Genomic DNA, 15,818 nt, shown 5'->3' with positions numbered 1-15,818 from the left:
CTCAGACGTTATCGCCTGCGGTAGAAGTACGTCTCGGATTGGTCGGCCCTTTCGCCCCCCACTTCCATCCACTGATGGACGGCAGGTCATCACCATGCTCGTCAATGTATTCCTTGTGTTCGACAAGCTTCTCGTGGACGGCCTGTTTGAAATAGGCCGCTCGGGCACCTAGTTGAGGCAAGCGGTCAATGACGTCCTCAACCAAATGAAATCGATCGAGATCGTTCATGACGACCATGTCAAATGGAGTTGTCGTCGTACCTTCTTCTTTGTATCCGCGGACATGCAGATTCTTATGATTGGTCCGACGGTACGTCAGCCGATGAATGAGCGACGGATAGCCGTGGAACGCAAAGATGATCGGTTTGTCTTTCGTAAAAAGTGCATCAAAGTCACGGTCTGAAATCCCGTGCGGATGCTCACTCTGAGGTTGTAACCTCATCAGGTTGACGACATTGACGACGCGAACTTTCAGCTCCGATAGGTGTTGATGAATCAATTCCACCGCGGCCAGTGTCTCGAGCGTCGGAACGTCGCCGCAGCAGGCCATAACCACATCAGGTTCGCACCCTTTGTCGTTCGATGCCCACTCCCAGATGCCAAGCCCCGCGTTGCAGTGCTTGATCGCTTGATCCATCGTCAGCCACTGCGGTGCTGGTTGCTTGCCCGCAACGACGACGTTGACATAGTTGCGACTGCGTAAACAGTGATCGGTTACCGACAGGAGACAGTTGGCATCGGGTGGCAGATAAACGCGGACCACCTCTGCCTTCTTGTTGACGACGTGGTCGATGAAACCCGGATCCTGGTGACTTAAGCCATTGTGATCCTGTCGCCAGACATGTGAGCTGAGAAAATAATTGAGGGATGCGATCGGTCGTCGCCAGGGGATGTGATTGCAGGTCTTTAGCCATTTTGCGTGCTGATTAAACATCGAGTCGATGATGTGGATAAACGCTTCGTAGCAAGAAAAGAATCCATGTCGGCCTGTTAGAAGATAGGCTTCGAGCCAACCTTGGCACTGGTGCTCGCTCAGGACTTCCATGACTCGACCGTCAGGCGAAAGATGATCATCCTCCGGATAGATCTCGGCCATGTAACAGCGATTGGTGACCTCCAGCACGTCTTGCCAGCGGTTTGAGTTGTTTTCATCTGGACTGAACAACCTGAAGTTCTTGCTGTCGAGGTTAAGCTTCATGACGTCGCGCAAGAACTTGCCCATCTCACGAGCCGACTCCACGGTCGTGGCCCCCGGGCTCGGTACATCGACCGCATAATCACGAAAGTCCGGCATCTTCAGATCCTGCATCAACAATCCGCCGTTGGCGTGGGGATTGTCGCTCATTCGACGATGCCCTTTCGGGGCGAGTTCTGCCAACTCCGAACGGAGACAGCCCTGCGCGTCGAACAGTTCCTCAGGTCGATACGTCTTCATCCATTGTTCGAGAATCCGGATATGCTCGGGCTTGTCCATGTCGCCCATCGGGACCTGATGGCTGCGCCAGTACCCTTCGCACTTCTTTCCATCGATTTCAGCGGGGCATGTCCAGCCTTTTGGGGTCCGCAAGACGATCATCGGCCACGCCGGACGCTTGACGACAGCTCCAGTTGCACGTGCGTCTGTCCAGATTTGTTTGATCTCCGCGACAACCGTGTCGAGAACGCCCGACAGTTGCTGATGGACGTCGGCAGGATCGGATCCCTCGACGAAGTACGGCTTGTAACCCATTCCCTCGAAAAACTTCTGCAACTCCTCCTTGGGGATGCGAGCCAGAAAGCACGGATTGGCGATCTTGTAGCCGTTCAAGTGAAGGATTGGGAGGACACATCCGTCTCGAGCCGGGTTCAGAAACTTATTGCCATGCCAGCCAGTGGCCAGTGGTCCGGTTTCTGCTTCGCCATCGCCGATGATGCAGGCGACAATCAAGTCCGGATTGTCAAACGCAGCGCCATACGCGTGGCTGAGCGCATATCCAAGCTCGCCGCCTTCGTGAATACTACCGGGTGTTTCGGGCGCAACGTGGCTTGGAATTCCGCCTGGGAAGCTGAACTGCTTGAACAGCTTTTTCATTCCATCCGCATCTTGGCTGATGTTGGGATATACCTTGGAATAGGTGCCTTCCAGATACGCATGCGCCACCAGTGACGGACCACCGTGTCCGGGACCGATGATGTAGATCATATTCAGGTCGTCGTTCTTAATAACTCGGTTGAGATGAACACAAAGCATGTTCAACCCCGGACAGGTTCCCCAATGGCCCAGTAACCGTGGCTTGATGTGCTCTCGTCTGAGGGGTTCGCGAAGCAGCGGGTTGTCCATCAGGTAGATCTGGCCGACGGCCAAATAGTTTAACGCACGCCAATAGGCGTCCATTCGGCTCAGTTCGTCCGTAGTCAGTGGTCCCGTTGCCAACAGCTTTCCGTCTGACTGTGCATTTCGCTTTACTTCGGTGGTCGATCTGGACATCCGTTGTTCCTTGTCGAGGGTCATCAAGCGATCGGAAACCGGCGCGATGGTTGATTGCCTGAAGAGGGCCTGTTCTTCGGGGCAAACCAATGTTGTGGTGCGCGATCGAGCCGCAATGCCCTCCCGCCGTCAATCAGAATACCCCAGCAGGCAATTTAAATCAGGTTTATTCAGTTTCTCGCAGTGCCTCTTCAACTAACGTGGTGTCGAATTGGCAAGAGAATTTTCGCGCGGCATCGTTTTGCCGCCATCGGGGGCGAGGACCAACGCAGTATGATCGATGTCGAACTCACGTTTCATTGGCAGCAAATGTCCGCATTCGCGCATGCGAAGAAGTGAATCGACAGTCTTTGATTGACACCAATTGATGCAATGCACGTCGACCCGACACCAACCATTTCCAATGTTCTATTCTGTTGGATACGATCGTTCTGTCGCGACGGCTGCAGGGTTGGTGGCGTCTTGGACACAGAAAGATTTATCGTTCCACGCAGGTGCATGACGGGATTGGAAGTGAGCCTCGATCTGGCGCCAAATCCGTTGAGCGACTCGTCGGTGGACGGATTGCCGAGCCGGCTAGACATGTCTGCTATCTCATCGGCTCTTCCCTGGATGGATAGACGCGATGCTTCGATAACTTCTTCGCACGACAAGAATTAATGGCACACACGTGATCGAGCCCCAATATCCGTTCCTGTACGGGAGCGGACATTGGGGCTCGATTGTAGACCGTGAATCGTAGCCTGTCCTAAACAACTCGTCTTGGGAAGGTGGGCCGCGATCGATGCGATTCTGGCACACCGATGTCGTTGAACGGTGAACTACTCGTCCTTTTTTTCGTCGATCTTCTCGTCCTTCTTGTTGAGAGCCGCCGCCAGCTTCTCCTTCAACTGAGCGAGTTCATCGTTTGCTGACTTGAGGTCCGCGGCCACTTTCTCTTTTTCTTCAGTGGCCTTCTTGGATTCATCGCTCGCTTTTTTGGCCTCTTCAGCCGCCTTTTTCGCGTCCGCTTGAGCCGCATTCACTCGCTTCGTCAGATCGTCAACAGCCGTTGCCAATTCCGCTTTGGCGTTGGTTGCAGCAGATTCGGCTTCAACTTTCGCCTTGGCGGCAGCTTCGGCGGCCTGCTTTGCTGCAGTCGCCTGAGCCAGTTGATCTTTTGCGTCTTTGGCCGACGCGGCGGCTTCCTGGCGAGCCTGATCTCGTTCTGCGACAGAGGCTTTCAGCTCTGCTTGGACCTTGGCCAATTCGGCCTGCAGGTCGTTCCGTTCTTGTGTGACTCGGGCGAGCGCTGCTTCTGCAATCGTCGCGTCGTCCGCACGCTTCAGTGCAACGTGATACGGCAACAAGGCTCCTTGGCAGCACCTCGCTTGAATTTGTGCAGGTACCGAATCACATTTTTGGAGTCGCTCGCCAGCACCTGCGGCGGACGCAAAACTCATGGCCGCGACCAAACCGCAAGAAATCAAATGTTTTTTCATGACGGAACTCCGCTATTTATATTGATGGAAATCTTCAAAAGTGTTGTGATGCGCGTTGTGCGCAAGCCCGCAACAGAGCGCCGTGGCCGCAGGCAACTACGACACTCGCCACAGCTTTGCACATATTTGGCGGCGAATGGACGCGCTGTCCAACATTCAAAGACTTCCGCCCAAGAAACTTGTGCAAGAAGGGCAATCTGTAGTCGCTGTAGCGATTTTGCCGTCGTGATCACGACCCGCCAAGAAGGCATCAGTGACGATGGCGACTCTTTTCATCGCAGCCAACAGAGCCGGACTTTGGCCCTAACCCGATTCAATGGGGCGTCCAAATCAAACACCGTCAATCCGGGAAATGCGAAGTCCCGCAACCTACCAAACTACTGTGCTGCGGCGTCGTTCCCATCGGATTGATTGGACGTTCCAAGATCCAACTTTGACCACTTCCGTGCGGACAATTTTTTGAGTCCTTCAGCGGTGATTGAGCCATTTTCCTTGAAGGTCAAAGATTGAAGACTTTTCATGGTGAGAAGCTTGTCAATCGCGCTGTCAGTGACTCCCGTGACTCTGATTGACAGATCCTTCAAGTTGGGTAACTGGCTAATCACATCAACTGTCTCATCCGTCATCTGAGGCACGGTCCAGATATCCAGCAACTCCAGCGACTTGAGGCCTGCGAGATGCTTTAAGCCCGCGTCACCCACGGACGTTAGTTCGTGGAGATAGAGCCTGCGTAGTTGGGGCAGATCGTCGAAGACCTCCATGGCGCGGTCGTCAACATTGGGCAAGTCGCGTAGCGTCAACCGGATGAGCCCCATTCCCTTGAGGGCCAGCACCCCGTCGGACCCGAATCCCTGGCAGCGGAAGATTTCGAGTTGCGACAGCTTGCTGAGTTTTGCCAGATGCGGGCCGGATTGATCGGTGATTACGAAATCCTGCAGAAGCAGTGACTCCAATGCCTGCCCCTGACTGAGATACTCAAGTCCCGAATCGTTGACGGCAGTGCTTCGATGCTTGAATGACTGAAGATGAGGCAGTCCGGCGACCACTTCCAATGTCATATCGCCCGCCTCCATGTTGCCACGCAGGTCAAGCGAACGAAGCTCTTGCAACTTCGAAAGTCGCTGAGCACCGATATCGTTGATCTGGTTTTGAACCAACGTCAGTCGTTGCAGCTTGCCAAGATTGCTAATGATCTTGACCACGCCGTTTGTCATGTTCGTGTTTGAGGACAGATCCAGTTCCGTCAACTCCGGGAACGACTTTACGATCGTCTCAACGCCCGAATCATTGATCACCGAGTTCGTCAGGGCCAGGCTTGTCAGGCCCTTCAAGCCACTCAATTGGGCAACCATCTCGTCATTCAAGGTACGACAGTTGAAGATTTGGAGCTTCTTAAGGTCGCTGAGCTTGCCGAACAGGACAAGGTCTTCTGATTGCAGATTTGATCCATCTTGAATGACGATTTCCGTCAGCAGATTTCCGTCTTTTGGGGCGTACTTCGATCGCGATCCCAGGGCGGCGATCCGAGCTTTGGCTGCCGTGACATCTTTCGCTTCGGCCGTGGATGCGGCTTTCGAATCGACTTGCGTTGCGAGTTTCGAGCTGCCTTCGGTCGATATCGGTGTTTCCGAACCGCTTTGCGGCTTGGTACACCCCGTCAGACAACTTGATCCGAGCACGATGCAGGCAACTGTGCCACGCAACCAATTGAAATTTGCCACGATCCTCGCCTCATTCAATGATTTGACGCAAGCCTAAAGCAATCCAGGCGAACTCTGCCCGAATTTCCGAATGGATTGGTCACTTCAACCTCGCACAACGAAGGCAGTGGCCAATCCGAATTCGACGTATTTTTCAGAAGCAACACACTTAAAAACAACCGTAGTACAGCAAGCTGTACTACGGTTGAAGATCTACGGCTCACAACGTGGATTGCAAAAGCGCAGACACACCATGAGCTGCTTTCAGCGGTCGGCAGCAGCCACTAGTCCAACCGGTGGCCTTCCGCATAGGCGGGCTTAATCAGGTCTGCAACACGTGGGGTCTTCAATGCCGCAAGGTTGGTGACCTTGAGATTCTTTGCATCCCACTCAACCTTTTCACCCCACTCGCCCATGGCGCCTTCAGTTCCACCATTGGCGGCGGCCCACACCGCGAGATTGCCCAGCAAAATGGTTTCGGTCAGTGGTCCCGCGCGCTCGATGAAATTCGACTTACAGATCATCGGATTGCCGGCACGCTTCGCTCGGAACAACTCGTACATGTTGTTGACGTCGTTGTTGCCTTTGACCTCGGCCTTCTCGTAGTCGACTTTGACCTTTTCGACGCCTTTCAACTCGTAGTTGCCGCAGTAGTCGTCAGTGCTATAGAAGGCACCCTTTTCGCCGATAATCAGCACGCCACTGTCCGAGACCTTCGTGATCCCGTATTTTTCAAAGACTTCCATCGGCGGCTTGTTGCCCTTGCGGTCATACCACCAGAATGGAATCGCAGGTCGTTCGGATGTCTCGGGGAACTCAAACCGAATGACCGAACTGGCTGGGAAGCTATCAAAATCGTGCCCCGTGGACTTGGCAACCACCGAAATCGGATCGCGCAATCCGCATGAAGCGAAGGGCACTGTCAATTGATGGCAGGCCATATCGCCCAGTGCCCCGGTGCCGAAGTCCCACCAGCCGCGATGCTGGAACGTGTGGTAGATGCCGGGCCAGAACTCTCGTGGAGGCGCAACACCCAACCAGGCCTTCCAATCGACGCGTTCGAGCGCCTTGGCGATCTCTTCCTTCTTCTTTTCGATCAACTTATCCGCATTTTCTGCATCATCCTTCTTCGCCTGAGCGATGAATTTTTCCAGCGTCATGCGGCGACCAGGGCCTTGTGCCCAGACAGGTCGGTTCGACCAGGCGAAGACTTCTTTCAACGTGCCCAACACGCCAGACTTGATCTGGGCAATCGCTTCCCGGGACGAATCGAGCGCGGTCCCTTGATTGCCCATCTGGGTGCAAACGCCCGTTTCTTTTGCGACCTGGCCAAGGAGTCGCGCTTCGTAGATTGTCCGCGTCAGCGGCTTCTGTGTGTAGCAGCCTATCCCCAGTCGCATGGCTGCGAGTGTGATCGGGCCGTGCATGTGATCGGGCGTGCTGACCGTGGCAATATCGATCTTCTTACCGAACTTTTCCAACAGCTCCCGGTAGTCCACAAATTTCTCTGCGGCTTCGAACCCTTTAGCCTTTCCTTTGGATTCCAGCGTGTTTCGATCGACATCGCAGATTGCAACGACATTTCCGAACATTGCTGCGTTGTTCGAATCGCCGCCCCCTTTACCGCCTACGCCGAAGCAGGCGACATTCAGTTGCTCGTTGGCCGATCGCTCCTGACCGCGAAGATCGACGGCTCCACCGACGAAAATGGCGGCTCCGATCGCGGAGGTGTTTTGTAGGAACTCGCGACGTGATGATTTTGCACTCATGAAGTCTCTCCTGGAAGCATTCCTGTGATGCCGCAGACCTGTAATGGGCTTAAACCCGAGATTGGCAGTCAACCGGCCAAGCAAGCTCACATTGTAACCGTGCGGCCGGAAAATTTGCAGCCTAACGAACACGCAACTTGCGTCGCGAAGTGCATCCCTAGGTCGAAGATTCAGGCTGGATTAGCAGGTCCGCGACACCTGCCGTCGGGCTATCGGCGAGAATTGCGGCGTTGTTTGCGCATCACCACGTTGGTTCGACTCCACGTCATGGGCTTTCACGGCAGATGCCATCGCCTTCGCAATCGCCCTTATCACAGATTGGGGCCCCTCACTCATGTTCGTCGCTGGTCTTCTGTTGGGCGACGGCCGGCAGTAGACCAGCGACGCCACGATTCGATGGGGGGAAACCCGTGAAATTGAGAGACGCGTGACCTCGTTAGACGACGCAACAGGGAATTGAGATCGAGATGAGCGTGTCCATAAATCGATCAATAATTTTAATACAGATAAACGGGGGCTGTTCACTATATATGGCCAATGGAACGTAATTGTGTTGAATGCCATACTCCTTGACTTCCTACACACAAGTTATCTCTAATGCGCGCTTTAACTCGACACTCAATGGAGATAGACAATGGCTAAGAAGGCAGCTGCAGCAGAATTTAATATGTCCGAAGCGATTCGTGAGATCCTGACTGAGAACCCCAAGCTCAGCAGCCAGGAAGTCAACGACGCAATTATGGTGAAGTACCCGACAGCTAAGATTAACAAGAATAGCTATTCGGTCGCCTACTACACTGGCAGAAAGAAGCTTGGAATCGGTTCGCCTCGTCAAGGAAAGAACGTCGGTATTCGAAAGTCGGCCTCGGCCACGAATACAACGATTGACATCGGTATGATTCAGTCCGCCGCGAAGTTCATCCGTGAAGTTGGCAGCCCAGAAGCGGCGCTCGAAGTCATTAAGTTGCTTCAGGTGCAGTGATTTTGTGCGGCGATGAGCAGATGTCAATCCATAGACTAACGTGTCGATGGTAAAAAGAATCGTCGGTTAACCGTCTGTTGAAATACCGCGCGATTGCTCCGCCCAGATTCAAAAACTGCCATGACATCGTGAAGACCATGGCGCCCCTCCTCCCTGCCCCCAAAGGCTGTTAAGGCACATTGGAACAGGCGGTTGTGCGTCTTCGCGCGTTAACGAAACCGAACCGATTTCATGGGCTGTTCGTTCACGTCTAGTTGGAAGACATCCGGTCGGGAATAGTGACCTACCACGTCAAAGTCGAATTTAGCTCGAGCCAATTCCGCTCGATGAATTTCGGCCGTCAGAATGCTCTCTTCGCCAAAAATCGGACCCGCCAGGAGCTGCCCCAATGGGCCGATGATACAGCTTCCGCCGCGGATCAAGTCCTTTTGGGATTCCGGGAATCGCCCCGCCGGGTAACCGGAAGGAAGATCGTTTCGCTCAAGGAATTGGCAGGCTGATAGCACGTAGCATCGTCCTTCAAGGGCGATGTGGGTGACCGTAGGCAACCAGGTGTCGCGATCATCGACCGTGATGGCGCAGTACAACTCGATCCCTTTGGCATACATCGCCGTCCTGAGGAGAGGCATGTAGTTTTCCCAGCAGATCACCGAGCCGATTTTGCCGAGCTTCGTATCCACAACGGGAAGCGTTGAGCCATCTCCGCTGCCCCAGATTACCCTTTCCATCGCGGTTGGCATCAATTTGCGGTGCTTGCCAAGCAAGGTCCCCTCAGGGCCAAAGAGGAGTGCCGTACAGAAGAGCGAGCCTCCGTCTCGTTCGATCACCCCCACAACAAGGTGAACGGCATGCTTGCGGGCAACTTGACCAATGAGCTGCGTGTCGTTGCCAGGGACGTCAATCGCATTCTCAAAGATCCGACGAAATTCATCACGACCATCCGACGTTCGCAGCCCCATGCTGACACCGAAATCGTGCCCTTTGTAGTAGCCACCGATGAAGGCCTCAGGAAAGACGACAAGCTCTGCTCCCTTGCGGGCAGCATCTGCGGCAAAGCCCGCAAGCTTCTGGAGTGACTTTGGCGTGTCGAATAATACAGGAGACGCCTGCACCACGGCGACGCGTGCTTGTCCCACAGTAGATTGCTGACTCGCCATCATTTCGCTCCCAGACGGATGATCTGCGACCAGTACGGCGACCTCATTTGCTGACTCCACATTATTGAGCGATGGCAGACGTCCATTCGGTCATGCATAGAAGAACACTCGCTCTGCCGTCTTGCGCAGCAACCACTCGCGGTCCTCGTTAGAAATGAAATCGAGGCGATCGCGTACGAGGCTGATGGATGCCTTGTAGCGATTCACACCCTGAATCTGATATGGCGAATCGCTGGCCCACATCAGTCGCTGTGGACCAAACGCGTCAAACAATCGCTTGATCATCGGAATTAGTTCATCATGAGGGGGCTTCTTTTGGCCGAGCGCGTAGAATGCCGAAATCTTGACGTTTGTGTGTTTGTGGCGAGCCAGTCGACACAAATTTGAAATGTCGACGTCACGCATCTCGCCATCGACACCAATCCGGGCAAAGTGATCGATCACAACAGGTGTGTCGGGATGCTGCTCGCACATCCGGTCGGTGGACGGCAGATCTGCGGCGTCGATAAGCAAACACATCGCCTGTCCCGTCGTCGCTCCAGTCTTCCACATCTCAATCATCCCTGGAGTTTCCAGCCATTTCTGCCTTTCTTCCGGTTTGCGAATAAAGGGCGTGATACGAAACCCTGTCACACCTTGCGGCAGTAACTTTTTCATTGCCTCACCGGGGCGTGTCGCGTGATCATCGACCATGCCCTGAATGCGAAACAGCTTGGGATGCCGTCTCACCGCGTCGATCAGGTACGAGTTATCAAACAGGTGATAGATGGAATGCTGGATCAACACGACCCGGCCGACTCCTTCCGGTCGGGCAATGGCCATCAATTCCACGTCGGTGAAACTGGCCGGCTTGAGGTCGCTTTTGGTCTGTCCAGCCGCGAGCGGAAATGCGTCTGTCTCCGGCGGCCAAATGTGCGAGTGCGCGTCAATCCAAGGCAATTCAGAGTCTGCCGCGGATAATGTGGTCGTCATCAGTCCCCCCATGACAGCAATGCTGGCAGACAGAAGTTGGCGGCGATTCAGGCTTAGGCGATCGGACATTCGTGATCCTGATCTTGGATTCGTTGAGATAACAATCAGTTGAACTAGCGGTGACTAGCTCCGCACGGATTCAAAAACGCCATGACGTTGTGAAGACCAAGGCCCTTCCCCATATTTTCACAAGCCGATACGTTGACTCAGAGTGAATTCATCGCGGATTGAGCATCCGCCCAATTTACCAAGATACGGTTAGCCCGACTATTGCCGCGTGCGTCATTGCCGGCCCGCAAAGTTCGCGGATCTCGATCCAGAAACGTGCGGGGAATTCAGTGAGCGAAGACCGCCAAGAGAATTTCGATCACAATTAGAAGCACGACCGCGATTTCGAGCATCTCCGTTCGGTAGCTCCCGGCCTGATTGGAAACGACCTGGTAGATGCTTTCCAGGACTGCAATCGACCGACGAATGTTCTGTCCCCATTCGTCGAGGTGAAACCGGGAGGCAACCTGATGGTAAACACGAGCCACATAGGGGTCGCCCACCAAGGTCAAGGCATTGCTGGCCTTTTCGAACATGAGGTTGACCTCGACTTTCAACGCTCCCAAATCTCGCAAACTTCGAGCATGCCTTTGCCAGACCGGGCGGTTGGTTTGCGCGAGCTGTTGGATCAGTCCATAGGCGGTTTTCAACCGTTCGTCGAGACGGTTATCGATATGCCGAAATTCCAGAAGTTGCAGATTCGCAAACGCCAATGTCTCAAGAATCTCGCCACAGTCGTGGTCAAATGCGACGGCTGCGGTCCAGTCGGTCACGATCAGATCCTGTGGACTATATCCGAGTTGACAGCGTAGCGCTTCAGCGATTTCGCTGTCGCTCAACGGTGCAGATTCGAGCCTGACCAGTCCGGCTAGCCAGCCAGGATATCTTTGCAGCAATTGAGCCGGAGTTGGCGTCTCTGCATCGGGAAATATCTGGAAAACGAAATACTCTTCGCTCAGATCAATCCAGTGCGGATGGTCAATCGCGGGCAGGAGTTGATTGTACGTCGACTCCGATGCTGCGCGTGCGGCCTGAACGAAAATCGAAGGATCGGACAACGCCCCCGCAAGTCGCGCCAATTCCGTTGCCACGAGATGAAAGGGAAGCTGCAACCTGACGCTAACGGCTCCGAAGTCGAACAGCATGAGGTCAGTTTCAACCTGAATCGGCCCAAGTACCGGAAGGACAAGCGTCGAGGGCTTCAGGTCGAACCGAAGCGGCGGTGACTGGTACGCAATCGACGCCGGAGTTCGCGACTTGCGGGGAAGATTGTGAACCTGAGCTGGAACAAGCTGCCGTGCTTTTCCAAGGTCGACTTCCTCACCCCAGTCAAACGCGACGAAGCAATGCAAGATGCCGGAAAACGAAGGCATCGTTTCAGTGGGCAAGGTATCAGACAAGCGTGAGCTCTCATTTGATCGGCGTGATTCGACATTTGCACATTGGCAATTCTAGCCTTCCGACCATGCCCGAACAAATCTGCTTGGCCACATGGGCTGGACCGTCAGTTGTTCTTCGCAATGCGTGCGTTGTCACCCGCCATGAGACGCGATGAGAGAATCCATTTCGCGACTTCTTCATCGAATTCATCGAAATGCGTTTTCGTTGAAAGCCGAAGGCAACTCGATGAACATCCTGCTGCGACATGCCTGACTGGCGATCGCCTCTCGGTGAACCGACCATTCAGCTCAGCCGTAGTTCGGCTCGCAGCTAGAAGCGGCAGCATATCAGCGGGACAGCAACACACGGAGGATTGCATCGAGTGCGGCATCAGGATGCTTGCCGACATCTTCCGTCACCAGGTGCTCCCCGAAGAGATTCTGGAGGACGCCCGGCAATTCAGTGTCGTTGCCCGGATCGAAGTCGGTCGGTGTATTTGATGAGTGCATCTTGGCAGGCAGTACGCGCCCTTGCTTGGGTATCGGCGAATCAGATATCGCGTCCCACCGCATTGACGATTGGAGCCGAAGTTGACATCCCAATGTCGCGCATCCAGACCTTCGGTTTTGATTCGTCCGATGTGCGGCGGATTAGGCTGCGGCTTCGACTTGTTGACTTTGAAATGGGAGACTGTTCGGAGAGCGTTCGGACGAAAATGCGGGCAGATCCAAATGGGACAGCACCCGTTCGCCGAGTTTGGAAACCGAAAAGTGCTCGGCGACATGCAGGGCACCGCGCGACAGCCTGGCATGACAGGCGTTGTCGTTCAGTAGTTGCTCCAACCGGTTGGCGAGTGATCCTGAATCCCAGCAGCCAAAACGTAAGCCTCCTTCAGCGCCGGCCGCCGCGACAACTCCCGCAATCCCTCCCACGTCCGGTACCAGGACTGGCGTTCCTTGTGCCATCGCTTCGACTGGAACCATCCCAAACGGCTCCTCATGAATCGATGGATACACCACCGCTCGGCTCGTTCGGAACAAGGCAGATCGCAGCTCGTTTGAGACAAAGCCCGCAGAGAGGACATTAAGTCTCAAATGCTCTGCGATCTGGCGGCAGGCCACCGAATAGGTTCCCCCAAACGCTGTTGGGCCACAGATGGCGAACTGCAAATTAACTCCACGATGCTTCAACATCCGTACCGCATACATCAGAAGGTCAAGGCCTTTTTCTGAGTCTTGGCGGCCGAGATAGGTGACCAGTGGCACGTCGGGGCGATAGCTCGGAAAGTGTGACGCGACCATTTTTTGAGCGGCATCACGGTCGACGACATCCCCAACAGGGACTCCGGGCGGAATTGTTGCAAGTTGTCGTGCATCGAGGCCAATTTCTCGCTCAATGCGCGACGCATAGGCATCGCTGACGACGACGGCAGGCCAATCCGAGTCTCGCGTCACTTCGGCCAGTCGATCGTAAAATGGCTGCTCGATCCCCGCGTCGCGTGCGTAGTTGCCATACACCTCATAACCCTGAAACGTGACCAGATAACGCGGACGAGAAGGGATCAAGTTCCGAGCGGCTCGAGCAAAACAAGCGAGGATTTCGATGTTGGGAAGTAAGTGGGTCACTTTCGTCTGAACGAGTTCGCGAGCGAACCGCTCGATCAAATGCCGATCGTGTTCCACACCTCGGCAAACCGCCTTCAAGACAAATCGAACTTGCCGACCAATGAAGCCAGGCACCGTCTGGGCAATCAAGGCTCGAAATCTCTCGGACGACACGTGGTACATCGATCGCGAGAGCGTATCCGCGACGGCTGGTGTTCCCCAAGGCGCATAGCGTGACCAGCCGAACAGCCAGCGTTGTGTGATTCGCGGATCGAGTGGAGAGACACTGGGTCTGTCAAACGCCCACCAGACATGCACTTGATAGCCGCGTCGTGCCAATTCATTCGCCAGGCGAATGTCGCGAACCTGCGCCCCGACCAGAGTCCCCCCCACCAGGATGAAGCCGAAGACTGGTCCAGAATCTTGGCTCAAAGCGGTCGTCGACGGAGCGTCTGGTGCGAACAAATCAAGTTGCAACTTCGTGGTCCTTCGTGGGATGGCCGTAGAAGGCACATCGAATGCGGATGCCATGCAGTGCCTCGCCGAACTGCTATCGACCAAAATGCGCAACCCGGTCGATTTGCGCCGTGTTGTCGGCAGATTCGTTACAACCGGCAATCTCGCATTTCACTGGGGTGGTACCGTGGAACACGATCGCCGTGTCCGGCGTCGCAGCATCCGCCAGACAGAGAACTGGAGCATGGTTGTGTGTGCACGAGATCCATGCCGCGCGTTAAGGTCACGATGGCTCATGGTGACTGTTCAGCGACAGTCTTAGTCATTGACATAACTCTGGGATGACTCAGAGGGAAGTTGTCGCGACTCGTCGGTTTCGCCGACCGCAGCGTAATGGTCATCAACGCTCAAGTCGCAATTAAGTGCAAAGCCGTTGACCGCTTGGAATCGACGCGGCCAACGGCTGAATAGGTGCTCGGTTCGGCGATCCGTCATCGGTATTGCGAGACAAGCGTCCTCGCTTCACGTTCATCGTCGATCATATAATCTCGCACAATCGGTACGGCGTCGCGTTTGTTTGCCAACACGAGATGAAACACCATCTCCGAGCCCGTCAAAAATGCCAGTTGCGCGGAGATCAAATAGAATTCCCACATCCGGCACATGCGCTCATCGTAGATCGACGCCGCCTTTTCCCAATTTGCCATGAACCGAGCGCGCCAGTCGCGTAGCGTGTAGTAATAGTGCAATCGCAGAATTTCGCAGTCGGCGACCCAGACCCGCTGACGTTCGGCCGGAGCGAAGATCTCGGACAAGGACGGGGCGTATCCCCCTGGAAAAATGTATTTGCGGATAAACGGACTGGCTGAGCCGGGGGGCGCGTTGCGCCCGATGCTGTGGACGAGTCCAATTCCATCTTCCGTGAGCAGGCTGCGGAATTTTTGAAAGAACTCGTCGTAGTGTCCGAGGCCAACATGCTCTAGCATGCCCACCGACACAACACGATCGTATTTTCCTGTCAGCTCGCGGTAGTCCATATGCTTGAAGTGGACTCGATCCTCAAGCCCCAATCTCCTTGCTCGTTCACGTGCTACGCGAATCTGCTCAATCGAAAGATTGACCGCGGTGACTTCCACATCCGCCATCTGAGCGATGTGCAGCGCTAATCCGCCCCAGCCGCACCCCAGTTCGGCAATTTTCATTCCATCTTCAATCTTCAGCTTCGCACAAACATGCCGCTTCTTATTGAGTTGAGCTTCCTCGAGCGTATCGTCAGGACTGGAGTAATAGGCGCACGTGTACTGCATGTCCTCATCAAGAAAAAGTCGATAGAACTCGTCCGACAAATCGTAGTGATGCGCCGCGTTTTTCAGTGCCTTGCCGATGGGATTGTGTTGCTGAAATCGTCGAAGCCCTCGCCAGACACGCCGCAACACACTTTGGACAGGATGCGAAGTGAGCCCGGTTCGATTGTTCGAGAAAAGGTTCAGGAAGTCGAAGCAGGTCGATCCTTCTTCAAACGTCAGTTCGCCATCCATGTAGGCTTCGCCGACGTAAAGCTCGGGGTTAAAAAAGAGTTTTGTGTAAAGCGACTTGTTGTGCAGTCGAATTGTTACCACGGGCTCTGCCAGCGTTCCCGAAAACGTGTGCAGTCTGCCGTCGGCGTCATAAACGCGCAGTGTTCCGCTTTGGATAAATCGCCGCAACAAGGTCGATAGAAGTTTCATGTGAGTCCTTCACGAACAGCAGGCTTGATCCTACGAAGCGTAGTCCGCAACCGAGCAGCGAGGCGTCAACGGCAA

General features: G+C 54.6%; 10 protein-coding genes. 1 reads left to right on the top strand and 9 read right to left on the bottom strand.

The annotated features are described in order from the left end of the window. Position 1: 1 nt before the first annotated feature. The 4 genes from OSO_RS44195 to OSO_RS0119070 all read right to left on the bottom strand — a co-directional run bounded on the left by OSO_RS44195 (position 2) and on the right by OSO_RS0119070 (position 7,417). Positions 2 to 2,467, bottom strand: coding sequence for a phosphoketolase family protein (locus OSO_RS44195; protein WP_010584789.1), 2,466 nt, complete (start codon positions 2,465 to 2,467; stop codon positions 2 to 4). Between the two features lie 821 nt (positions 2,468 to 3,288). Further along, positions 3,289 to 3,948: a hypothetical protein gene (locus OSO_RS44185; protein ID WP_010584787.1), complete on the bottom strand. Its 660-nt coding sequence runs from the start codon at positions 3,946 to 3,948 to the stop codon at positions 3,289 to 3,291. A gap of 377 nt (positions 3,949 to 4,325) precedes the next feature. Then, positions 4,326 to 5,669 (bottom strand): leucine-rich repeat domain-containing protein, encoded by a 1,344-nt coding sequence (locus OSO_RS0119075; protein WP_010584786.1) that lies wholly within the window; start codon positions 5,667 to 5,669, stop codon positions 4,326 to 4,328. A 263-nt stretch (positions 5,670 to 5,932) separates the two neighbouring features. Next, positions 5,933 to 7,417 carry a Gfo/Idh/MocA family protein gene (locus tag OSO_RS0119070; RefSeq protein ID WP_010584785.1) on the bottom strand — a complete coding sequence of 495 codons (1,485 nt, stop codon included), beginning with the start codon at positions 7,415 to 7,417 and terminating at the stop codon, positions 5,933 to 5,935. A gap of 634 nt (positions 7,418 to 8,051) precedes the next feature. Here OSO_RS0119070 and OSO_RS0119065 point away from each other — a divergent pair. Further along, positions 8,052 to 8,399 (top strand): hypothetical protein, encoded by a 348-nt coding sequence (locus tag OSO_RS0119065; protein ID WP_157605343.1) that lies wholly within the window; start codon positions 8,052 to 8,054, stop codon positions 8,397 to 8,399. 209 nt (positions 8,400 to 8,608) lie between these two features. Here the strand turns inward: OSO_RS0119065 and OSO_RS0119060 are convergent, their stop codons facing one another. From OSO_RS0119060 to OSO_RS0119020, 5 genes are all read right to left on the bottom strand, one after another. Next, positions 8,609 to 9,559, bottom strand: a complete 951-nt coding sequence (locus tag OSO_RS0119060; protein ID WP_193378345.1) for a nitrilase-related carbon-nitrogen hydrolase — start codon at positions 9,557 to 9,559, stop codon at positions 8,609 to 8,611. Between the two features lie 87 nt (positions 9,560 to 9,646). Then, positions 9,647 to 10,597: an amidohydrolase family protein gene (locus OSO_RS0119055; RefSeq protein ID WP_010584782.1), complete on the bottom strand. Its 951-nt coding sequence runs from the start codon at positions 10,595 to 10,597 to the stop codon at positions 9,647 to 9,649. Positions 10,598 to 10,863: 266 nt separating this feature from the next. Next, complete coding sequence (locus OSO_RS0119050) at positions 10,864 to 11,976, bottom strand: RMD1 family protein (RefSeq protein WP_157605342.1); 1,113 nt, start codon at positions 11,974 to 11,976, stop codon at positions 10,864 to 10,866. A 630-nt stretch (positions 11,977 to 12,606) separates the two neighbouring features. Continuing rightward, on the bottom strand, positions 12,607 to 14,091 hold the full coding sequence (locus tag OSO_RS44180) for a glycosyltransferase family 4 protein (protein WP_010584779.1): 1,485 nt from the start codon (positions 14,089 to 14,091) through the stop codon (positions 12,607 to 12,609). A gap of 416 nt (positions 14,092 to 14,507) precedes the next feature. Beyond that, complete coding sequence (locus OSO_RS0119020; protein ID WP_010584777.1) at positions 14,508 to 15,743, bottom strand: SAM-dependent methyltransferase; 1,236 nt, start codon at positions 15,741 to 15,743, stop codon at positions 14,508 to 14,510. Positions 15,744 to 15,818 lie beyond the last annotated feature (75 nt).

Origin of the sequence: Schlesneria paludicola DSM 18645, from assembly GCF_000255655.1 — a bacterium.
In the GTDB taxonomy this organism is placed as follows: Bacteria; Planctomycetota; Planctomycetia; order Planctomycetales; family Planctomycetaceae; genus Schlesneria; species Schlesneria paludicola.
Note: the sequence above shows the minus strand (reverse complement) of the source record. Positions and strands in the feature narration are given on the sequence as shown.

Bases quoted from the DNA above. Each gene is read 5' to 3' on its own strand.
- OSO_RS44195 (WP_010584789.1), bottom strand. From the start codon at position 2,467: ATGTCCAGATCGACCACCGAAGTAAAGCGAAATGCACAGTCAGACGGA.
- OSO_RS44185 (WP_010584787.1), bottom strand. From the start codon at position 3,948: ATGAAAAAACATTTGATTTCTTGCGGTTTGGTCGCGGCCATGAGTTTT.
- OSO_RS0119070 (WP_010584785.1), bottom strand. From the start codon at position 7,417: ATGAGTGCAAAATCATCACGTCGCGAGTTCCTACAAAACACCTCCGCG.
- OSO_RS0119065 (WP_157605343.1), top strand. From the start codon at position 8,052: ATGGCTAAGAAGGCAGCTGCAGCAGAATTTAATATGTCCGAAGCGATT.
- OSO_RS0119060 (WP_193378345.1), bottom strand. From the start codon at position 9,559: ATGATGGCGAGTCAGCAATCTACTGTGGGACAAGCACGCGTCGCCGTG.
- OSO_RS0119055 (WP_010584782.1), bottom strand. From the start codon at position 10,597: ATGTCCGATCGCCTAAGCCTGAATCGCCGCCAACTTCTGTCTGCCAGC.
- OSO_RS44180 (WP_010584779.1), bottom strand. From the start codon at position 14,091: ATGGCATCCGCATTCGATGTGCCTTCTACGGCCATCCCACGAAGGACC.
- OSO_RS0119020 (WP_010584777.1), bottom strand. From the start codon at position 15,743: ATGAAACTTCTATCGACCTTGTTGCGGCGATTTATCCAAAGCGGAACA.